Below are 19745 nucleotides of genomic sequence, written 5' to 3'. Positions count from 1 at the left end.
GTGCAAACAGAGCGTCAAAACTGATGGCGGGCGCAGGCCTTTTGGCCGAGCCTCGGGAGACCATCTGTTTTTATGCGGCGCGCGCTGAGGGTGGAACCCTAAGCCTCTTCTTCAAGCTAATAGAAAAGCCCGAAGACCTTCTGTGAAGGGGCTTCGGACAAAATGTGGAAAGCTCTTGGACAAACCTTGGATGCTGAAAATGGCTTTGTGCAGTGCAAAAAATTAGCCTCTTATTCCGAGCGCAAGATGTGTGTTGTAATACAAATTCCCTAGAATTTTTATCCCAACACATCTTGGCAAGGGGACCCGCTGCGCGCCCCCGTTGCATCCCCCCGGCCTTGGCTCTTCTGGGCATTGAACCCATCCAGAGCCATCAAACGTATCGCCGTTTTACCACTCACAAGGGAGCCTTCGGCGCTCCCCTGCACCCCATCGACTTGGCGGGCGTTCCTGCCCCCAAGACCCCAGACCACTTCATGGAGACGACTTCATCGAGAGCAAAGGGCGTTCCTGCCCTTGTGCAATCCTGACCAGGAAGGGAGCTGTCGCGCTGCCCTTCCTTGGAACCTTCCCATCGACCAAAGGTGCTTCGCGCCCTTGGAGCCCAGACCAACCCTTCGCGGATTGGATGACGCCATCTTGTCAAAGCTGGACCATGATCAAAGGACGTTGGGGCGTCCCTAGAAACCCTCGCTGGCGTGGTGTGGATATCCGCTAGATTTTGTATGTCTGTGGATGCACACAACAAAGCTAGCTGCTAGGTTCAACCCAGAGCTATGGAGTCGTTGAACCTTGAACGCCGTCGAAATTGAAGAAGCCATTTCCGCACTTGCTGAGCAGCCTTTTGACGCTCAGGAGTTCCCGTATGCTTTCCTCGAAGCGTTCGGCAACAAAGCCACGACGCTCAAACGACTTCGCGCCGGGGCTTCTAACAAGTCCGATCTTGGTGGCGTTCTCCAGACCAACAACATCCACATTGTTGTCTCTGACGAAGGCGACGTCACACAAACTTTGGCAGAGCTGAAGGCCAGCCCTTCAACCACCAAAGCCAAGGCCAAATTTGTTCTCGCCACGGATGGTGCTGACCTTGAGGCCGAAGACCTGATCACGGGCGAAACGATTGCCTGCGCCTACAAAGACTTCCCCGATCACTTTGGCTTCTTCCTGCCATTGGCAGGTATCAGCACCGTCAAGCAAATCCGCGAAAGCTCTTTCGACATCAAGGCGACCGGACGCCTTAACCGCCTCTATGTTGAGCTGTTGAAAGACAATCCCGAGTGGGGCACCGCCGAACGCCGCCACGACATGAACCACTTCATGGCGCGGCTGATCTTTTGTTTTTTCGCGGAAGACACTGACATCTTCGCCAGCGCGGATCAGTTCACCAAGACGATTGAACAGATGAGCGAACGGGACTCTTCTAACACCCATGAGGTGATCAGCGAGCTCTTCCGCGCCATGAACACTAAGGCCGAGGATCGAAACTCAGCGGGCATTGCACGCTGGGCGAATGTCTTTCCCTATGTGAACGGCGGGCTGTTTTCCGGCACCACGGACGCGCCGCGCTTCAGCCGGATCGCTCGGTCATACTTGATCCATATCGGCAGCCTCGACTGGACGAAGATCAACCCCGATATCTTTGGCTCAATGATCCAGGCTGTTGCCGATGATGAAGAGCGCGGCGCGCTTGGCATGCACTACACATCCGTGCCAAACATCCTGAAGGTGCTCAATCCGCTCTTCCTCGATGACCTGCGCGAAAAGCTCGATGAAGCGGGCGATAACCCCCGCAAGCTTTTGAACCTACGCAACCGCATCGCCAAGATCAGGGTGTTCGATCCTGCCTGTGGTTCAGGCAACTTCCTTGTCATCGCCTACAAGGAAATACGGTCGATCGAGGCCGAGATCAACAAGCGGCGGGACGAGGCTGATAGGCGCACAGAAATCCCGCTGACCAACTTTCGCGGGATTGAGCTGCGCGACTTTCCCGCCGAGATCGCGCGCCTAGCACTGATCATCGCGGAATATCAATGCGATGTTCTCTATCGAGGCCAGCGCGAAGCACTTCGGGACTTTTTGCCACTTGACGCAATGAACTGGATTACCTGCGGCAACGCCCTGCGGCTTGATTGGCTTAGTATCTGCCCGCCTACGGGGACGGGTGTAAAACTTCATGCTGACGATCTATTTCACGCTCCACTCGATCAAGCTCAGATCGATTTCGAGAACGAAGGCGGCGAAACTTACCTTTGCGGGAATCCGCCTTTTCTTGGATCGACCTACCAAGACAACGAGCAAAAGTCGGATTTAGCTCATGTGTTCAAGGGCAATGTAAAAAGCTTTGCCGCTTTCGACTATGTTGCGGCGTGGTTTTTCAAGGCTGGTGACTATTTGCGGCACACACCCGCGAAAGCTGCATTTGTGTCTACTAACTCAGTCTGCCAGGGTTACTCTGTCTCTGCGCTCTGGCCCCATGTACTAGGCGGAGACCTAGAGATTGGGTTCGCACATCATAGCTTCAAATGGAAGAACAGTGCCTCCAACAATGCGGCTGTAATCTGCGTCATTATTGGAATTAGGAAGAAATCTGCCGAGCCAAAGATACTTTTTGATGGAGAGCACTCTCAAGTAGTCTCGAACATAAATGGATACTTGGTTGGTGCTCCAGACGTGTATGTCGAAGGCACTCGAAACGGTTTATTCGGGTTGCCTTTGATGGATTATGGAAACAAGCCAGTTGAAGGCGGCAATCTCATTCTTTCCCCGGAAGAGGCGCGCAGAATTACGACCGACCCCCGAGCAGGACGATTTATTCGACCATTTAAGGGCTCCCAAGAAGTGACAAAGGGTCTCATGCGTTTCTGCATTTGGATAGAAGATTCAGACTTAGAGGATGCGCTTCAAGTGCCGGAGATCGATGAGAGAGTGCAAAAGGTTCGAGAGGTTCGGCTGAAGAGCACTGATAATTATGTTGTCGAGAAACTTGCGCCAAGACCTCATAGGTTCAAGCAAGTATTTACCGCAAAGTCCCACTCATTTCTAATCCCACGACACACAAGCGAAAACCGGCCTTACCTGCCAGCTGACCTTGTTGGAAAAGAGGTTATTTGCTCCGATGCAGCGATGGCTCTTTATGACGCGCCAACATGGGCTTTCTCGATATTTTCCTCGGGGATGCATATGGCATGGATCGCAGCAGTTTGTGGGAAAATCAAAACAGATTTCCGCTATTCAAACACTCTAGGCTGGAATACCTTCCCCGTCCCAAAGCTGACCGAGAAGAACAAGGAAGACCTGACACGCTGCGCTGAGGATATCCTTCTGACGCGTGAGGCACACTTCCCCGCGACCATCGCCGACCTCTACGACCCCGAGAAGATGCCCGCCGACCTGCGCGCCGCTCATGACCGCAACGACGAGACCTTGGAGCGTATCTACATCGGTCGCCGCTTCCGCAACGACACCGAGCGGCTGGAAAAGCTCTTTGAGCTCTACACCAGGAAGACGAAAACAGTTGGGGAGAAGAAAGTTGTTTGAGCGCGTCTCCTACAGCGACCTGAATTCGCGTCAAAAAGAAAACTACAACTTCCAGAAGGTTGCAGGCGAGCTTGCTGACTATGGGTACAATTGCTTGCGCTTGAATGACGATTGGCAAGGCGCTGATTTTCTCGCCTGCCATATCGATGGCAATGTGTTCCTCAAAATCCAACTCAAGGGCCGCATGACCATCGACAAGAAGTACTTGGGCAAGGACATCCACATCGCATTCCTCAACGGCGACGAGTGTTTTGTGTACCCACACGATGAGATGCTTGAGCGCATTTTGAAGCTCGACAAGATCGGCACTTCCAAGTCTTGGCTCGAAGCTGGTGCATATTCGTGGCCGCAACCACCTGTTTGGGCCAAAGATATTTTGAATGATTATAAGGTTTGAAAATGAAGAATAAGAATGTTCCCTCAGTCTCAGTAACCTACGCCCAGAATGGCAACTCGACCAAGTCGAACGAGCTTGGCATGCGGGCGATGCAGGAGCGTGCTTATGAGAAGCGGGGCGAACAGTATCTTCTGATCAAGTCGCCACCCGCTTCGGGTAAGAGCCGCGCATTGATGTTCATCGCGCTGGACAAGCTGCACAATCAAGGGCTCAAGCAAGCAATCGTTGTGGTGCCGGAAAAATCCATCGGATCGAGTTTTGCCGACGAGCCGTTGAGTAAGTTTGGCTTTTGGTCAGATTGGAGTGTTCAGCCAAAGTGGAACCTTTGCAACGCCCCTGGCGGGGATGATGGCAAAGTTGGCGCGGTCGGCAAATTCCTCGAAAGTGATGACCAAGTGTTGGTTTGCACACATGCGACCTTCCGCTTCGCCGTCGATAAGTTCGGGGTTGAGGCATTTGATGATCGGTTGATCGCGGTGGATGAATTCCACCACGTCTCGGCCAACCCAGACAACAAACTCGGCCAGCATCTTGGCGACTTCATGGCGCGCGACAAGGTGCATATGGTTGCCATGACCGGATCATATTTTCGTGGTGACGCCGAGGCGGTTCTCTCGCCAGAGGACGAGGCCAAGTTCGATACCGTCACCTATACCTATTACGAGCAGTTAAACGGCTACAAATACCTGAAGACACTTGATATTGGATACTTCTTCTATTCCGGCTCCTATGCGGACGACATTTTGAAGGTGCTCGATGCGAACGAAAAGACGATCCTGCACATCCCCAATGTGAATTCGCGTGAGAGCACTAAGGACAAGCATCGCGAAGTGGAGCACATCATTGACGCCTTGGGCGACTGGCAAGGCACAGACCCGAAGACAGGCTTTCAGCTTGTAAAAACAGCGGACGGACGCGTTCTGAAGATTGCCGATCTTGTTGATGATGAGGCAGTCAAGCGCGACAAGGTTTCGGCGGCATTGAAAGACCCCGCAGAAAAGAACAACCGCGATCATGTAGATATCATCATCGCTTTGGGGATGGCCAAGGAGGGCTTTGACTGGATTTGGTGCGAGCATGCGTTGACGGTCGGCTATCGCGCCAGCCTGACAGAGATCGTGCAGATCATTGGCCGCGCGACACGCGATGCTGAAGGCAAATCGCGCGCACGTTTCACGAACCTCATCGCCGAACCTGATGCAGCCGAGGAAGCCGTAACTGAGGCAGTTAACGATACGCTCAAAGCGATTGCCGCCAGCCTCCTCATGGAGCAGGTGTTAGCTCCACGTTTCAACTTCACGCCCAAGAGCCCAAAAAGCGGGCCAGTTGAGGGTTTCGACTATGGTGAAGGTGGCTACGATCCTGCGAAAGAAAACGTGGGTTTCAATGAGGACAGTGGTCAGTTTCAAATCGAGATCAAAGGGCTGGCCGAGCCTAAGAGCAAGGAAGCAGCGCGCATCTGCCAAGAAGACTTGAACGAGGTCATCACAGCTTTTGTTCAGGACAAGACGACGATTGAGCGTGGGTTGTTTGATGACGAGCTAGTGCCCGAAGAGCTGACGCAGGTGCGTATGGGCAAGATCGTCGGTGCAAAGTTCCCCGAGCTGGATACTGACGACCAGGAAGCCGTTCGGCAACATGCTATCGCAGCGCTAAATCTGACCCAGAAAGCCAAGGAAGTTGCTCTTTCTGCGCCCGATGATGACGCGCAAACAAGCGGCAACACTGCACTCATTGATGGCGTTCGAAAGTTTGCGATGGACGTGCGTGAGTTGGATATCGACCTGATCGATCAGATCAATCCTTTCAGTGAGGCCTATGCGATTTTGGCAAAGACCATGAGCGAAGAAAGTCTCAAGCAGGTTCAGGCCGTTATCTCTGCAAAGAAGGTGCAGTTATCACCTGAAGAGGCGCGCGACTTGGCGCGGCGTGCGGTGAAGTTCAAACAAGAGCGGGGGCGTCTGCCATCCATCACATCTGCCGATGCCTGGGAAAAGAAGATGGCCGAAGGTGTGGCTTGCCTAGCGCGCATGAAGCAGGAGGCCGCCAATGGCTAAAGCGTTTACCGAGGACGATGATGCACTCTTAGCTGAGCTTGGTGTTGACGTTGAAGTCAAAAAAGCCGTCTCGCGAACGCCGCGAGAAGAACGCATCATCGCTGGTTTTGAAGAGATACAGCGCTTTACTGAAGAAAAGGGACGAGCACCCGAGCACGGTGAAGAGCGCGATATTTTCGAACGGCTTTATGCATTTCGGTTAGACCGAATCCGCGAGCTTCAAGAGTGCCGCGATCTGGTAGAGCCGCTTGATAACCAAAATCTTTTAGGCGGATCGACGGCAACGCAACCAAGTGATGCTGATGAGCTCGACGACGATGCATTGCTTGCTGAACTTGGCGTTGAGGTGGAAGCGCCGCCAATCACAGAGCTCAAGCATGTCCGGTCAACAGCCGAAAAAAAAGCTGCCGAGAACATTGCGAACCGCGAGAAGTGTGAAGACTTTGAAATCTTCAAGCCACTATTTGATAAGATTCAACAGGAACTGGATGCAGGCCTGAGGGAGACCAGAAAGTTTGAGCTCAAAGCTGAAATTGAACCAGGGCGTTTCTTCATTGTCGGCGGTCAGAAAGCCTATGTTGCCGAAATGGGGGAGACCACTCTAACCGATCAAGGCCGAACTGATGCGCGGCTTCGCGTCATCTTCGATAATGGCACCGAGAGTAACATGCTCATGCGTTCACTGCAAAGAGCGCTGAACGCTGACGGTGATGCCGGACGTCGGATAACCGAGCCGAGTGCTGGTCCATTGTTTTCCGACCAAACTATTGATGGCGATGAAGCGAGCGGCACGATTTATGTGTTGCGGAGCAAGTCCGATCACCCACTTGTCGCTGAAAATCGCGAGCTCGTTCATAAGATCGGCGTGACCAACATGAGTGTCGAAAAACGTATTGCTGGCGCGCATCTTCAACCAACGTTTTTGATGGCAAATGTCGATGTCGTTGCGACATACGAGCTCTATAACATCAACCGCACAAAGCTGGAAAATCTGATCCATCGAATTTTTGAGCCTGCTCGACTTGAAATCGAGATTATGGACCGGTTTGGACGGCCTGTTGTTCCGCGCGAGTGGTTCCTTGTTCCTTTGTTCGCGATCAAAGAAGCTGTCGAAAGGATCAAAGACGGAACAATTGCGAGTTATCAATACGATCCGGCAACTGCCAGTTTAAATCGGCGCACGGGGTGAAGTAATGAATTTTCTTAAAGGGTCGCGTAATGAGTTTGAAACGCTGAAGGAGGGCTCCTCTTGGGAGGACAGGGCCGATATCGTTCAGCGCCAATTAGCGGATGTGTTTGGCTCGAAGAACCTATCCTTTCTGATCGGATCGGGCTGCTCGTCATTAAGAAAAGACAAGCTTGAAGTTGGCATCCCCACTATGGGACCGCTTGCAAGCGAGTTCCAAACCATGCTGGCCAACACACCGGATGATGGTGTTGCGTTCGTCACTGCGAAGCAGTCACAAGAGCTGAAAGACAAACTCGGGATCGATATTTCTGCTGACGATATCAAAGGCAATCTTGAGCAGATGATGGCCGTGCTCTTGAACGCTTACCAATTCTGCCAAGCAAGCACTAAACAGGACATCCAAACTGCCACCACTCTCGTGGAAGGGGTGATGACGGGCGTCAAAAAGTTTGTGCTGAGTAGGTGCACTTCAGGCCCTTTTGCCGACGGTGACAGCTCAGTAATCGAGCTGTACCAAAAATTCTATCGCTCGATGCTGACCAGATCGCGCGGTTTAGCGCCGCCCTGGGTCTTTACGACAAACTATGACCTGTTCAATGAGCGCGCGATGGACCGCTCGGGTATCCCATACTCCAATGGGTTCTCAGGGACAGTTGAGCGCCGCTTCAATCCGGCTAGTTATCGTCTCGCTCTCGCTGAGCAACTTGATATCACTTCGCGTAGATGGGCGGCGGTCGATGGATTTGTGCACTTTTGTAAGTTGCATGGGTCTGTGAACTGGATCGAGGAAACCTCTGGTCTCTTCCCTATTCGCGAGACACAAAGCGAAGCTGATGCGGAAAAAGATCGGGTCATGATCTACCCGACGCCGACAAAGCAGAATGCCAGTTTCGGCTCCCCATATTCCGACATGTTCCGAGAGTTCCAGCGCCAAGTGGTCCAAGATCAAAGCGTCTTGGTTGTAATGGGGTTCAGCTTTGGCGATGAGCATATCAATAACATCATCTTTCAGGGTCTTACGCTTCCTGGCTTCAGGCTCATTGCGTTTATGGACCCAGATACAAATGACGTATCGCGCGCACTTGCAGATTTGGGCGATCCGCGCATCTGGTTTGTTTGGGGGCAAGAAGGCGAAAAGAAAGCACACTACTTTGACACCATCGTTCAAGAGCTCCTACCCACAAGCGCGGATCAGAAAGTTGATCAAGCGATAGCGAAGGCGCTTCACACGCTGGTCTCAAAACAGCAGGACAACCAAGATGGCGAGGGATGAAAGAAGCCGCGCTATCGGAAAGATTGTAAGCGTTGCCGCTGACAAACTTGTTGTTGAGCTCCACAGAGGAAGCGACAACTTCACGGTCGTCGGTTTCGATGACGTCCACTATGTCGCTACGCTCGGATCGTACCTTATGGTTCCGATGCAGGCGGAGTATGTTGTTCTCGAAGTCATCGGTCTTCGAGAGAAAGATTTTACTGCCTCGCAATCCAGCCAATCAGAGATGGATAAGACATCCTCGGCCAAGTTCTTGGATGTGGTTCCCGTGGGATCAATGCCAACAAGAGGTGGATCATTCCGCTTCGGAGTTTCGACATTTCCCCCGTTATATGCAGACGCACTTTACGCACGTGATGAAGATCTAGACCGAATCTTCAACGTCGATCTTCCGCCGAAAAACAACATCCGTTTTGATAGGGACGGTACGTCTGTAGAAGGCACGGTTCCCTATACTATTGAGATCGGAACATCCGCCATATTCAAGGATTATCCCGTTAAAGCACGACTAGATGAATTGTTTGGCGGCCATGTTGCCGTCCTCGGAAATACGGGCAGCGGGAAGTCCTGCACTGTTGCAACCATCTTTCAGTCGGTGTTCTCCAAGCCCGAAGATTTTTCGGCACAAGGCGCAGCTTTTGTCATCTTCGATGTCAACGGAGAGTACCGACAAGCGCTCGATAACCTTCCCGATACAGTCAGGTCGATATATCTGAAGGCCAGTGAGCCAGGAGCTCCTATTCCTGACTCTTCGGAAGAACGTAAGGCCGCGGAAGTCAAAGATCGGTTCAGATTGCCTCATTGGTTTATGAGTGTCGATGAGTGGGCGCTTTTGCTTCGTGCCAGCGAAAAATCCCAACTCCCCGCTCTGCGCACGGCACTAGGGCTGACGACGCTATTCAACGAGACACCGGATGATGTAGTGGATGATCCAGACAAGAAGAACGAGCTGGTCGAAATCCAGAACCACGTTCTCGCAAAGATCATCTATTCAATCCTGCATGGTGACACCAGTTCGCCGAGCAAAGTAGACCGCATTCTTGCGGTGTTGGGGACCTTCTCAACTTCAGATATTTCAAAGGATACAGTCGCACCTGGCCTGAAGGTGTATTTTGGACAATTCAAGGATGGTCCGAACACTGACAACACCAGTGGGTACGATGCACTCTTGGAACTTCTGCAAGAGCATCACAAGGATGAGCCAGTACTTCCAAGCTACGACAACAAACCGTTCTCTTTCGAGCGTCTGCAAGCTGCGTTAAATCTCGCGCTCTTCTACGAAGAAGCAAACGGAAACAAGCAGATAAGGGATTATTGCTCGCAATTAGTCACGCGACTCAAATCTGTGACGGACAACCCAGATTACGAGTTCTTGCGTGTCGATACTGACGCGCTCAAAGAACATGATCGCGAGCGAATAGCCTATGTGGACCGCCTTCTCGGGATCGAGAAAGACGGAGGCTCCTATAAGAAGCTGCGTCAAATCTGTTGTATCGATCTCAATGACGCGTCCGACGAGATTGTGGAACTGGCCTCAGCCGTTGTGTCGAGACTGATCTTTGATCGCATGCGTCGTGCTGATCCACGCAACACGATGCCAGTTCACCTTATTCTGGAAGAGGCCCACCGCTATATATCTGAGCGGCCAAACCGCTTCGCGATTGATGCGGGCATAACGTTTCAGAGGATCGCAAAAGAAGGCCGCAAATATGGTGCCTTTCTCATCGTTGCATCGCAGCGCCCCAGTGAACTGTCCAAGACGGTTCTATCACAGTGTAATAACTTCATAATCCATCGCATTCAGAACCCTGACGATCTTTCACAGATCAAGCAGATGACACCCTTTATCTCAGAAACAGTTTTGCGACGCTTGCCGTCGCTACCCAAGCAACACGCATTGATTTTTGGAAACTCGGTCAATATCCCAACGACTTTCCGAGTACGCGATGCCGACCCGACGCCCCACAGCAGCGATACAGAAATCCGGGAGCTTTGGTATGTGCCCCACGATCCCAAGGTAAGTTGGACCGCGTAGTTTCATCTTACACCTAAGAAGAAACTTTGTAATGGTACCCCCTTCGGGACGGGCTGTCGTAAACCGAGCCTGTAGTCTCGGCCATGCGGCTTCCATCACTTGCGCTAAACATGCCAGCCATATGCGGCTGACTTTTCTTCTCATCTAAAATGGGGCCTGCGGCCCCCAGGCCATCAAGACCTAAACGCCCTTTTGGGCGCGCACGACGCGTATCCCCGTCCTTCCGCACTCCTTCGTCGTTTGTGCAGGGCGGGTGATCCCCCTCACGCCGTGCGGGTCTTGACCGCCATCCCCCGCTCATTGGCGCGGGCCTAGTCCCGGTTGCATGCGCAACCGGCTATCTAGGAAAGGAGAAGCCAATGAAAAAAGATATTTATCAGAAAGTCACCGACAAGATCATTGCAGATTTGGAGCAAGGCGAGCTCACTTGGCTGAAGCCTTGGAGCTCTGCAAACACAGATGGGCGGATCATCAAGCCGCTACGTCATAACGGTTTGCCCTATAGCGGCATCAACGTTTTGATGTTGTGGGGCGCAGCGATGGAAGGCGGTTATGCATCGCCATACTGGATGACCTTCAAACAGGCCAAGGAGTTTGACGCCCACGTCAAGAAGGGCGAGCGCGGCAATCTGGTTGTTTATGCCAACACCATCACCAAGACCGAAGAGACCAGCGACGGCAGCGAGGAAGAGCGCAAAATCCCATTCATGAAGGGGTATTCAGTGTTCAACGTGGAGCAGATCGAAGGCTTGCCCGATCATTACTATGCTGAACCGCCCAAGGTCATTGATCCTGTTTTGCGGATTGATCATGCGGACGGCTTTTTTGCCAAGACGGGCGCAGATGTTCGCCACGGCGGAAACCGTGCCTTCTATAGCGGCGGTAGCGATCATGTGCAGATGCCGTTCTTTGAGAGCTTCCGCAGCCCGGAAGCCTATTATGCAACTTTGGCGCATGAGCTGACCCATTGGACGAAGCACAAGAGTCGTCTTGATCGTGAGTTCGGGCGGAAAAAGTGGGGGGATGAAGGTTATGCACGCGAGGAACTTGTGGCCGAGCTTGGCGCAGCTTTTCTTTGTGCTGATCTGGCTTTGACCCCGGAACCTGGCACGGATCATGCGGCCTATATTCAGAGCTGGCTCAAAGTCTTGAAAAATGACAAGCGCGCGATCTTTAGCGCAGCAGCACATGCGCAGCGCGCGGCGGATTTCTTGAACGGATTTCAGGGTGAAGGGGAAGAGCCGGAGCAGGCAGTCGCGTGAAGAAAATTTCCGGCCAAGCCTTGATGGCTTGGCCGATCTCTTTGAAACGTTCACTGATATCAAAAGGAGATTTTTTTGACAGGTTTCAATCCTTGAGATAGTTTATTTTCTTTTGAAATTAATGAGTTATGTTTTTATGAGTGTGATGAGTGAATTTAAGCAGGCGGTGAGCGCCCTTGAAGAAGAGGTAAAGCGATCTTCAGAAGTTTCAAAGGTGGTGGCTCGACGACGTGCATATTTAACGGTGGCTGTGATGGTAGGGCTGGACTTTGTTCATGAGCAAGCTGGTGAGCACGGCAAGAATTTGGAAGAAGTGACGGTCGAGGAACTGAGAAGGGCATTTGCCACGGCAAAAGCAGACGGAATGATTCCTGATTCCTCTCCAAAGGATCGCCCAAAATGGCTTCCGAAGCCGCACACGAAAAAGGGTTGGGAAAAAGCGTGCGACTTGGTTATTGACTGCATCCCCGATGAGCCAAGCTCAGACTTGGACCGTGCTCTGCATTGAACAGTTTCACATCACTGACATGCAGCCGCTAAACGGTCATAGGTATGGCGGGCGGGATGCCAGTTCAGCTTCAATATTTTCCAATGAACTTAGCGCCGCTCGGCGGTCTTCTGACCCGCGTGGCGCGGCGGCAAAAGCATTGAACGCTTCTTTGAAAAGGCCATGCAGCTCGGCAGTGCTGCGAGATGCTGCCTCAAATCGTGAGACGAGTTTCATGTGATCCTCCATCGTCAAGGAGGCCCCGAACCACTCAGGGCCTTTCGGCCCGCACACACATCAAAGGCGCTTGATGGTTCGGATGGTCTGTCTTGCTTGGCTGTTGGTGGATCGCTCAAGAACGCGGCACGTCATTGATGCGGTGTCTTGCGTTAGTGTTGATGCTGGGCGGCCTGATCAGGGTGTGTTGATGCTGTTGCCTTTATTGGCGCTGAGCGACTGCGCGCTTGGTTCTATCCTTTGGAAAATTTGGACGTTTTGGACTGTATGGCCTTGGTGGAAATGCCGTGTCTTGGAGTGGTTTTCTGTCTCTGGCTGTTCTGACGCCTTTGTCTGAGGTGGCTTGCATAGAGACGCTTGGAATCCCTGACCGGACGCAGACCAGCTTTCAATATCCTGCCCGCGCCAGTTCGCGTGCCGCTCACCCGTGTTGGAAGTGACATCTGATCTTTTGCATCCGGTCTTTGGGAGCGCGTTAGCAAGCCAACCCAAACAAAGGAGAAACATCATGGCACGCGAAAACCAAAACCAAGAGCACAAGGCACCTGACTATCTGGCCTGGCATGTCGTCCAAAAAGGCGACAAATCCTTCTGGAACAAAGTCGGAGCGGCATGGTCTCACAAAGACGCCAAAGGCTACACGCTTCAGCTCGAAACCCTCCCGATCAATGGCCGTATCGTTCTTCGTCTGCCGCTCGAAGACACGTCCGAACCTTCTGACGATGCGGGGTGCGCATGAGCGCCCCCATCACCAGCCAGATCGACTGGCGCGGCATAACGATACGCATCGTTTTTCGTAAGCGTCGCTGGAAATCGGACTTTGATCACTTGGAGATCACTGCCATGGATGACGCGCAAATCCCTATCACAGAAACCGGCTACCGCTCGCACTTCTTGCCTGACGGCATCGTCGAAGAGCATGGCGGGCCTGAAGCTTACGTTCTCGCTTGGCTCGACCATGAAGCCGACAGTGCGGTATGGAAAAGACGTGAAGAGGCTTCGCGCCAGATGTCGCTCTTTTAGAGCGCATCCTGCCAGCGCGGTTTCGTCCCGTGTCCTCGGGCACGGGACGCCTTTGGAATCATAAGTGCAGAGTTGTGATATATTTATATATCGAAATTTTCTATTGATCTATAAATATAGATCGCAACTTGCCTGGCGCGTTGAACGTATGATACACTATTCTATATCAAGAGCGCTTCTTGATGCGTGAAGGTAGATCAAAATATGAGTTATTCTAGCGAAAATATCGCAGCCTCCTTGAAGAAGGCGCGTGAAAACAAGGGATTAAGCCAAAGGGAGCTTAGTGCCCGCTCTGGCGTGCCGCAATCGCATATCTCCAAGATCGAGAGCAACGCCGTCGATCTGCGACTTTCAAGCCTTGCGTCACTTGCTCACGCGCTTGACCTTGAGCTGACGATGATACCACGAAAATCGGCCCCGGCGGTCAGGTCGATAGTACGTAGTACGGGCAGCCACAAACCTCAGAGCAACAACGATGCGTTGCGCGAACTTGCGCGCGCGCAACGTGCTCTTGATACGCTGCCCAAGGCTTTGCATGAGAGTCCGGCGATGCAAACACTGCAAAGACAATTTCAAGAGATGAACAATTTCCGCAACATCTTGCAGGAGACTGACGCGATCAAAAATATGCGCAGAGCACTTGAGGCCGTCGAGAGCTCTGGGGGGCTAAAGAGCCTCGAAAAAATCGCCAAAGATGCTCAGCGTGTCCGCAATATGTTGGCGCACAGCGTACCCTCACACGTGATTGATCAACCAACCAGCAGACCAGCCTACAGTCTGGACGAGGATGACAGTGATGGCTGATGTATCTGTTCTCAATGTTGAGCTTTATGGAGAGGCCATCGGAACGCTGACGCGCGTCGCGGGGGATCGCAGTCTGTTCGCGTTCAACGAAGAGTACATCGAGAACCCTGAACGTCCGACACTCGGCCTGTTCTTCAAGGATGAGTTTGGCGAGTTGCGCACAGAATTTAAGCCTGTCCAAAAGCAGGTCATGCCGTTCTTTTCTAACCTTTTGCCTGAGGGGCACTTGCGCAAGTACCTCGCAGAGCAAGCCGGAGTGAACGCCGAACGCGAATTCTTTCTGCTTTGGGCGCTGGGCCGCGATCTTCCTGGCGCGATAACAATCAAACCGGCTGATGGGGAAATCTGGCCGCCGGAAGCTGCGCATGAGGATGGCGAAGACGCGCCGGCGTCCAAAGACAATATGCTGCGTTTTTCACTTGCCGGTGTTCAGTTGAAATTTTCAGCAGTGGAGAGTGCCAGCGGCGGGCTGACTATTCCGGCCTCTGGCATCGGCGGTGATTGGATCGTCAAGCTGCCTTCGAAGGAATATACGGGTGTCCCTGAAAACGAATTCTCGATGATGCGGCTGGCCAGCAAGCTCGGGATGGATGTGCCTCGTATTAATCTGGTCGATATCGACAGTATCGCGAACCTGCCTAACGGCACGGATCGCTTTGGGAATAAGGCCTTCGTGATCGAACGCTTCGACCGGCTTCCTAGCGGAGAGCGTGTGCACATAGAGGACTTCGCTCAGGTCTTTGGGGTTTACGGCGAAGACAAATATAAAAAGGCGAGCATGCGCAATATTGCTGCCGTCATCGCAGCGGAAGGATCGGATGAAGACGTCCGTGAGTTTATACGTCGCCTGACATTCAGCACGCTGATTGGGAACGGAGACATGCACCTCAAAAATTGGTCGCTGATCTATCCTGATCGACGCAATGCCGCTCTGTCGCCAGCCTATGATTTTGTCTCAACAGTCCCCTACATCAAAGGAGACAGCTTCGCCCTGAACTACAGCCGCGTTCGAGATTTTACTGCCTTTGATGAAGACGAAATTTCCCATCTCGCCGCGAAAGCAGCGTTGCCGGAAAAGATGGTTCTTGATGTCGCACGAGAAACCGCCAGCGATTTTGCGTCTCTTTGGAAGCGTGAAAAGGATGCCTTGCCAATGCTGGCCGACGTACGGGCGGCAATTGATGCGCTGCTGCCAACTCTCCCTTTGATGAAAGAGCACCTTTAGAAAGCTAAATTATGAACATATTTCCAAGTTGCGAAGTGAAGATGTTGTCGGAATGTCAGCCAAATCAGTTGGTAAGAGTTTTACGCACAGGGGTTGATGCATGCTTCGCTGTAGTTTGCGATGTGCCAATCCCAAATAAGCTTGGGCTTGTGTCATTCGGTGAGCACGACGCCGTATTCGATATGTATGAAGATGCAGATACAATTTCAGTTCTGGCATATGAAGGCGAGTTGGTTTGGGAGCTTGACCAGCAAGGCCCCATCGAACCGCCAATAAGAGAAATTTTTGACAAGCCCGGATGCTTCTTCGTCAGTAGCGAGGGCAAGTACCTCAGCTTACAGCGCGCGCACGCGCGTCGGAAAGAACCTGCGCTTCTCAATTTATCAACGGGTTGCATAGAACAATATCGTGAACTCACGCAGCGTACTGCGATATTCGGTTCTTGGAAGCTGTTCCTTGAAGAAATAGAACGTCCAATAGAAAACAGGATCGAAATAGCCGCGTTCTGCGTGAAGGTAGGTGACTGATGTCGAAAATTTTCTTTTCCTACTCCCACGCAGATGAAGAGTTGGCTGACATGCTGCAAAAGCACTTAGCTGCCATGAAAAACAATGGCCTGATCACAACCTGGCACGACCGATGCATTCGGGCAGGTGACGAGTTCGGACACGAGATCGACAAGAATCTCAACGATGCGGACGTTATCTTGTTGCTTATTAGTTCAGATTTCATCGCATCCAGGTACTGCTACGAGATCGAGATGGCGCGGGCTATTGAACGGCATGAAGCGGGAGAGGCGCGGGTCATACCCGTAATTTTGAGACCCTGCGATTGGCATGATACCCCGTTTGGCAAGCTACTTGCTGCGCCCAAAGACGGAAAGCCGGTGCGCAAATGGCCTGATCTTGATGAAGCTTTTCTGGATGTTGTCAATGCGATCAAGACAGCGATCAAAAAGCCAGTTGTGAAACCCGCTCCCCAACCGGCTGAAGCGCAGGTGGCAAGTTCTGATGTTGTGGTGGATCGGCCAAGGTCTGCCAATCTTCGGGTGAAGAAGTCGTTCACCGAGGCGGACAAGGACCAGTTCTTGGATGATGCCTTTGATCTGATTAAGCGCTATTTCGAGAATTCTCTGACTGAACTCGCAGAACGCTACGATGAGCTTTCTACTCGCTTTCGTCTGATCGATGCCAACAGGTTCACAGCTGTCATCTACCGCAACGGTGAAGATATCGCCCGCTGCAAAATTGTGCTTGGGGGCATGTTTGGGAAAACCATCACATTCTCTGCCAACGATCAGGCAAGTGACAATAGTTGTAATGAAAGCTTGAGCATCGATGCTGATGATCAGCACATCTACTTGTCAGCCATGGGCATGCCGTTCGGCGGTAATATTTCTGACAAGAAACTGACCGCTGAAGGTGCGGCTGAATATTACTGGTCGATCTTGATGCAGCCGCTGCAATAACATCCTCTTACACTGCGACGCTACCTCTCAGGATCATAGCCGGGATCATCGCGCGTGTTATTTCTCTTTCTAACGTGGCGGGCGGGACGTTCCTTCGCAGTATCCTTGAAGGACATTCGTGCATTGGGCGCTTTGCCATCCATCTTCAGATAGGCAGCAATCTCAGCATTGAGTTCGCTTAGCTCCGCACTGCGTTCAGCGCGAACCTTCAAAATAGATTTCTGCAAAGCTTGGCGTTCTTCTAACTGCCTAGCGATGAGGGCGTCTTTTTCAGCACGGTCGCGAAGGTGGGATTCCCACGCTTCATATTCATTCTGTCTGCGTATCTTGCCGTATTTACCGGTCATGCGGCTCCACAGGCCACCAAGACCTTTAGGAAGGCGGGCTGCGCGATCATTCGTTTCCTGGATATGACGGGCACCGTGCTTCTCCTCGATTTCTTTTCGTTCAGCACGTTGCTTCTCGACAAGCTTCTGGCGTCGCATCTCCAAACTCGGGGAAAGACGTCTGTGGCCGGACTCGGCCTCTTTCACATACCGCTTTAATTGCTGCGTCATACGTGCAGCAATTTTGGCTTTCGCCTGATCTATGGATGGTAGTTTTTCAGGCTCTTTGATGCGATCTTTGACGTCTTTGGATTTTACGCCAGCGTAGCGTGCCAAGGCAAAAACCTCGCCCCTGAAGTCAACGGCGACGACGCCCCTGCGATCACCGCGCGCCAAAGTGTAACCGCGTTCCGCAAGAGCTTCCTTCAGAGCTTTCTGTGAATCGGAAGATCGCCAGCAGTCACGAAACATGGCTTTCACCAAGCGCGGGTCCTGTTTTGCTCGCTTGGACTGTTGCCATTCTTCGCGGCTCATGTTGAGCGGGTTGCGCATGGATCGATCAATCAGACCTTTAGGCAGGTCCCATCCATTTTCGAGATAGAGCTGTCGCGACACATCCATCAGCCTGTTTTTGTAGAACGGCAGGGTTCGGGCCGTCATAGTTTCGGGATCAATGCGTGACCAAACGACGTGGGCGTGACGTCTGCCTTCTTTTTCGTGAAAGATGATGGCGCGGGGCTGATTGTCCAAGCCCAAATGCTGTTCTGTCATCTCGATTGCGGCCTCGAAAGCTTCGATGGAAACATCTTCCTTCTCTGGCGGGCTCAGGCTCAAAGAAAACAGAAATTTGCGGCATCGTGTGCCTTTCGAAATTGCTTCGGCCTCCTCAAGCGCGTGCTGCAAATCTTCAGCGACGAACCCGCGCACTTCGTGCAACTCTACGTGCTCGTTGTCGCGGCTGTTCAGAAGGTGCCGTGACAACTGACCTGGGTTTCCTCTTTGTGACGCTTTCAAAATCATGCGCGAGTACCAAGTGCGCGCAGCAATTCTTCTCGGATGGCCACTATGGCCGCACACGCCTCAGCAAGGTCTTCTTCTGTCTCTGGCGTGATTGGTAGGGAGCCAGTGTGTGCCGCACGCGCAAGCTGGTTCAGGTTGCTCGAAATTCGTGAAGAACCAAGCGCGGCCAAAACCCGTCCTAGAGCTTCATGATCTTTGACCGGAAACTTGGCCCGTGTATGTCGTGGCGAAACATCCTTACCGAATAAGCGCTGGCGAACATAAGCGCCGAGAGACAAACCGGCAGCGTCTTGTTCAAGCTGTGCCCGTTCCTCAAAAGTTAGCCTCAATGAAAAGGGTGAGGGGTAATGTTGTTGAGCCATATCGGTCCTCCTGCGGACCCGGTATGGCGGCGAAAACAACTTTCAATTCCGAATGTTCAATTAAAACATACATTTAGGAAGCGTATCGCCATGCCGAGAAGTCTGGTGATGTGATTAGTAGGCTAAGTTGGTTGCTAGCCCCCGCAACCAATTTAACTTGCCCGCCATGGTCTGTTCGTAGGCTAAGGCGGTTGCGCCCTCCCGCAACCAATATTCAAAACAGCCTGACGTCAAATACTTAACCCAGCCACGCGCGGGGCTTACTGCTTTGGCAGCGGCCAAACCTCGGTGCTTCGCTGTGGTAGAAACACTTTTTGACGATTAACAGCTTAACCGATTCATTTGTCGCATAGAGCGGCGACCAAGCGCATTTGGGATGACGGGCTTTTGGGCAAGTGTCGCCGTCAGTTCCGCAAAATGCCGTTTTGATTCAATGATATATGGCGGAGACGAAGGGATACTACGCCGATCAGAAAAGTCCCTTGAAATCTATGAAAAACAATAGATAAACACGGAAACGTGTGGGGAATTCGTGTGGGGAAATGCCTAAATACATCGAAAAAAGAAGACGCCGTTGGTACGCTGTTCTGGATGTCCCGAAAGACCTTCGAGACACGTTCGAAACAAAGCGGCTGGTTAAGTCTCTGGAAACAGAAAGCCAGACTGAAGCAGAACGACTGGTGTTGCCAGTAGTCGCCAGATGGAAAGCTGAGTTTGAAGCCGCAAGGACTGGAAGTTCCGTGCCCTTGGAGGAACTGGCGAAACAATATCGGGAAGATATTCGAAAAGCTAAAGAAGCTGAGCGGGCAAAGGGAAACACGTCACAGGCTGAGGTGACGACGAACCTAGATATCTATGAGGAACTGCTGGAAGACAAGGTAAGGAAACTCAGCGAACGTGACCCAGCTCAAGCCGAAAGAGTTTACCTGATCGCCAAAGACGAGACGGTTGACCTGAGCAGCCTCATCTGACTGGTCCAAATTGATTGTTAGTGCATCGTCGGCCTGCGATCCATTGGTATGATGGTTTCGGGCGCTGGCGGG

At 52.2% G+C, this 19745-nt stretch carries 18 protein-coding genes; 15 read left to right on the top strand and 3 right to left on the bottom strand.

The window, feature by feature from the left end:
* The first annotated feature begins 792 nt into the window (after positions 1-792).
* The 8 genes from ACR0NJ_RS20170 (at position 793) to ACR0NJ_RS20135 (ending at position 12258) form a co-directional block, all read left to right on the top strand.
* Positions 793-3537, top strand: a complete 2745-nt coding sequence (locus ACR0NJ_RS20170) for a class I SAM-dependent DNA methyltransferase (RefSeq protein ID WP_480818884.1) — start codon at positions 793-795, stop codon at positions 3535-3537.
* Complete coding sequence (locus ACR0NJ_RS20165; protein ID WP_480818883.1) at positions 3530-3934, top strand: hypothetical protein; 405 nt, start codon at positions 3530-3532, stop codon at positions 3932-3934. The genes ACR0NJ_RS20170 and ACR0NJ_RS20165 overlap by 8 nt, the downstream gene beginning before the upstream one ends.
* 2 nt (positions 3935-3936) lie before the next feature.
* On the top strand, positions 3937-5991 hold the full coding sequence (locus tag ACR0NJ_RS20160; protein WP_480818882.1) for a DEAD/DEAH box helicase: 2055 nt from the start codon (positions 3937-3939) through the stop codon (positions 5989-5991).
* The gene (locus ACR0NJ_RS20155; protein ID WP_480818881.1) at positions 5984-7180 is read left to right on the top strand and encodes a GIY-YIG nuclease family protein; all 1197 of its coding nucleotides are present in this window, start codon (positions 5984-5986) and stop codon (positions 7178-7180) included. The genes ACR0NJ_RS20160 and ACR0NJ_RS20155 overlap by 8 nt, the downstream gene beginning before the upstream one ends.
* Before the next feature lie 4 nt (positions 7181-7184).
* Positions 7185-8453 carry an SIR2 family protein gene (locus ACR0NJ_RS20150; RefSeq protein WP_480818880.1) on the top strand — a complete coding sequence of 423 codons (1269 nt, stop codon included), beginning with the start codon at positions 7185-7187 and terminating at the stop codon, positions 8451-8453.
* Positions 8440-10488, top strand: coding sequence for an ATP-binding protein (locus ACR0NJ_RS20145; RefSeq protein ID WP_480818879.1), 2049 nt, complete (start codon positions 8440-8442; stop codon positions 10486-10488). Before ACR0NJ_RS20150 ends, ACR0NJ_RS20145 begins: the two co-directional genes overlap by 14 nt.
* A gap of 359 nt (positions 10489-10847) precedes the next feature.
* Positions 10848-11750, top strand: a complete 903-nt coding sequence (locus tag ACR0NJ_RS20140; RefSeq protein ID WP_480818878.1) for an ArdC family protein — start codon at positions 10848-10850, stop codon at positions 11748-11750.
* A 136-nt stretch (positions 11751-11886) separates the two neighbouring features.
* On the top strand, positions 11887-12258 hold the full coding sequence (locus ACR0NJ_RS20135; protein ID WP_480818877.1) for a hypothetical protein: 372 nt from the start codon (positions 11887-11889) through the stop codon (positions 12256-12258).
* Between the two features lie 36 nt (positions 12259-12294).
* Here ACR0NJ_RS20135 and ACR0NJ_RS20130 read toward each other — a convergent pair whose 3' ends face one another.
* Positions 12295-12474 (bottom strand): hypothetical protein, encoded by a 180-nt coding sequence (locus tag ACR0NJ_RS20130; RefSeq protein WP_480818876.1) that lies wholly within the window; start codon positions 12472-12474, stop codon positions 12295-12297.
* Between the two features lie 508 nt (positions 12475-12982).
* On the opposite strand from ACR0NJ_RS20130, the gene ACR0NJ_RS20125 reads away from it, so the two are divergent.
* The 6 genes from ACR0NJ_RS20125 to ACR0NJ_RS20100 all read left to right on the top strand — a co-directional run bounded on the left by ACR0NJ_RS20125 (position 12983) and on the right by ACR0NJ_RS20100 (position 16994).
* Positions 12983-13213 (top strand): hypothetical protein, encoded by a 231-nt coding sequence (locus ACR0NJ_RS20125; protein ID WP_480818875.1) that lies wholly within the window; start codon positions 12983-12985, stop codon positions 13211-13213.
* The gene (locus tag ACR0NJ_RS20120; protein WP_480818874.1) at positions 13210-13497 is read left to right on the top strand and encodes a hypothetical protein; all 288 of its coding nucleotides are present in this window, start codon (positions 13210-13212) and stop codon (positions 13495-13497) included. The genes ACR0NJ_RS20125 and ACR0NJ_RS20120 overlap by 4 nt, the downstream gene beginning before the upstream one ends.
* Before the next feature lie 204 nt (positions 13498-13701).
* Positions 13702-14301, top strand: coding sequence for a helix-turn-helix domain-containing protein (locus ACR0NJ_RS20115; RefSeq protein WP_480818873.1), 600 nt, complete (start codon positions 13702-13704; stop codon positions 14299-14301).
* Positions 14294-15526, top strand: a complete 1233-nt coding sequence (locus ACR0NJ_RS20110; RefSeq protein WP_480818872.1) for a type II toxin-antitoxin system HipA family toxin — start codon at positions 14294-14296, stop codon at positions 15524-15526. The genes ACR0NJ_RS20115 and ACR0NJ_RS20110 overlap by 8 nt, the downstream gene beginning before the upstream one ends.
* An 11-nt stretch (positions 15527-15537) precedes the next feature.
* Positions 15538-16053 (top strand): hypothetical protein, encoded by a 516-nt coding sequence (locus ACR0NJ_RS20105; RefSeq protein ID WP_480818871.1) that lies wholly within the window; start codon positions 15538-15540, stop codon positions 16051-16053.
* Positions 16053-16994 (top strand): toll/interleukin-1 receptor domain-containing protein, encoded by a 942-nt coding sequence (locus ACR0NJ_RS20100; protein WP_480818870.1) that lies wholly within the window; start codon positions 16053-16055, stop codon positions 16992-16994. The genes ACR0NJ_RS20105 and ACR0NJ_RS20100 overlap by 1 nt, the downstream gene beginning before the upstream one ends.
* Positions 16995-17014: 20 nt before the next feature.
* Here ACR0NJ_RS20100 and ACR0NJ_RS20095 read toward each other — a convergent pair whose 3' ends face one another.
* Entirely contained in the window at positions 17015-18340 is a 1326-nt protein-coding gene (locus tag ACR0NJ_RS20095; protein ID WP_480818869.1) for a relaxase/mobilization nuclease domain-containing protein, read from the bottom strand.
* Positions 18337-18702 (bottom strand): plasmid mobilization protein, encoded by a 366-nt coding sequence (locus ACR0NJ_RS20090; protein WP_480818868.1) that lies wholly within the window; start codon positions 18700-18702, stop codon positions 18337-18339. The genes ACR0NJ_RS20095 and ACR0NJ_RS20090 overlap by 4 nt, the downstream gene beginning before the upstream one ends.
* A gap of 542 nt (positions 18703-19244) precedes the next feature.
* On the opposite strand from ACR0NJ_RS20090, the gene ACR0NJ_RS20085 reads away from it, so the two are divergent.
* The gene (locus ACR0NJ_RS20085) at positions 19245-19673 is read left to right on the top strand and encodes a DUF6538 domain-containing protein (protein ID WP_480818867.1); all 429 of its coding nucleotides are present in this window, start codon (positions 19245-19247) and stop codon (positions 19671-19673) included.
* The last annotated feature ends 72 nt before the right edge of the window (positions 19674-19745 follow it).

It is taken from the genome of Ruegeria sp. F11 (assembly GCF_056533855.1).
The sequence above is the reverse complement of the archived record's forward strand: the minus strand, read 5'-3'. Positions and strand labels throughout refer to the sequence as shown.

What these genes read in the sequence shown, in the direction of transcription:
- ACR0NJ_RS20160 (WP_480818882.1), top strand. Translation starts at nt 3,937, where the DNA reads ATGAAGAATAAGAATGTTCCCTCAGTCTCAGTAACCTACGCCCAGAAT.
- ACR0NJ_RS20155 (WP_480818881.1), top strand. Translation starts at nt 5,984, where the DNA reads ATGGCTAAAGCGTTTACCGAGGACGATGATGCACTCTTAGCTGAGCTT.
- ACR0NJ_RS20150 (WP_480818880.1), top strand. Translation starts at nt 7,185, where the DNA reads ATGAATTTTCTTAAAGGGTCGCGTAATGAGTTTGAAACGCTGAAGGAG.
- ACR0NJ_RS20145 (WP_480818879.1), top strand. Translation starts at nt 8,440, where the DNA reads ATGGCGAGGGATGAAAGAAGCCGCGCTATCGGAAAGATTGTAAGCGTT.
- ACR0NJ_RS20140 (WP_480818878.1), top strand. Translation starts at nt 10,848, where the DNA reads ATGAAAAAAGATATTTATCAGAAAGTCACCGACAAGATCATTGCAGAT.
- ACR0NJ_RS20135 (WP_480818877.1), top strand. Translation starts at nt 11,887, where the DNA reads ATGAGTGTGATGAGTGAATTTAAGCAGGCGGTGAGCGCCCTTGAAGAA.
- ACR0NJ_RS20130 (WP_480818876.1), bottom strand. Translation starts at nt 12,474, where the DNA reads ATGAAACTCGTCTCACGATTTGAGGCAGCATCTCGCAGCACTGCCGAG.
- ACR0NJ_RS20125 (WP_480818875.1), top strand. Translation starts at nt 12,983, where the DNA reads ATGGCACGCGAAAACCAAAACCAAGAGCACAAGGCACCTGACTATCTG.
- ACR0NJ_RS20120 (WP_480818874.1), top strand. Translation starts at nt 13,210, where the DNA reads ATGAGCGCCCCCATCACCAGCCAGATCGACTGGCGCGGCATAACGATA.
- ACR0NJ_RS20115 (WP_480818873.1), top strand. Translation starts at nt 13,702, where the DNA reads ATGAGTTATTCTAGCGAAAATATCGCAGCCTCCTTGAAGAAGGCGCGT.
- ACR0NJ_RS20110 (WP_480818872.1), top strand. Translation starts at nt 14,294, where the DNA reads ATGGCTGATGTATCTGTTCTCAATGTTGAGCTTTATGGAGAGGCCATC.
- ACR0NJ_RS20105 (WP_480818871.1), top strand. Translation starts at nt 15,538, where the DNA reads ATGAACATATTTCCAAGTTGCGAAGTGAAGATGTTGTCGGAATGTCAG.
- ACR0NJ_RS20100 (WP_480818870.1), top strand. Translation starts at nt 16,053, where the DNA reads ATGTCGAAAATTTTCTTTTCCTACTCCCACGCAGATGAAGAGTTGGCT.
- ACR0NJ_RS20095 (WP_480818869.1), bottom strand. Translation starts at nt 18,340, where the DNA reads ATGATTTTGAAAGCGTCACAAAGAGGAAACCCAGGTCAGTTGTCACGG.
- ACR0NJ_RS20090 (WP_480818868.1), bottom strand. Translation starts at nt 18,702, where the DNA reads ATGGCTCAACAACATTACCCCTCACCCTTTTCATTGAGGCTAACTTTT.
- ACR0NJ_RS20085 (WP_480818867.1), top strand. Translation starts at nt 19,245, where the DNA reads ATGCCTAAATACATCGAAAAAAGAAGACGCCGTTGGTACGCTGTTCTG.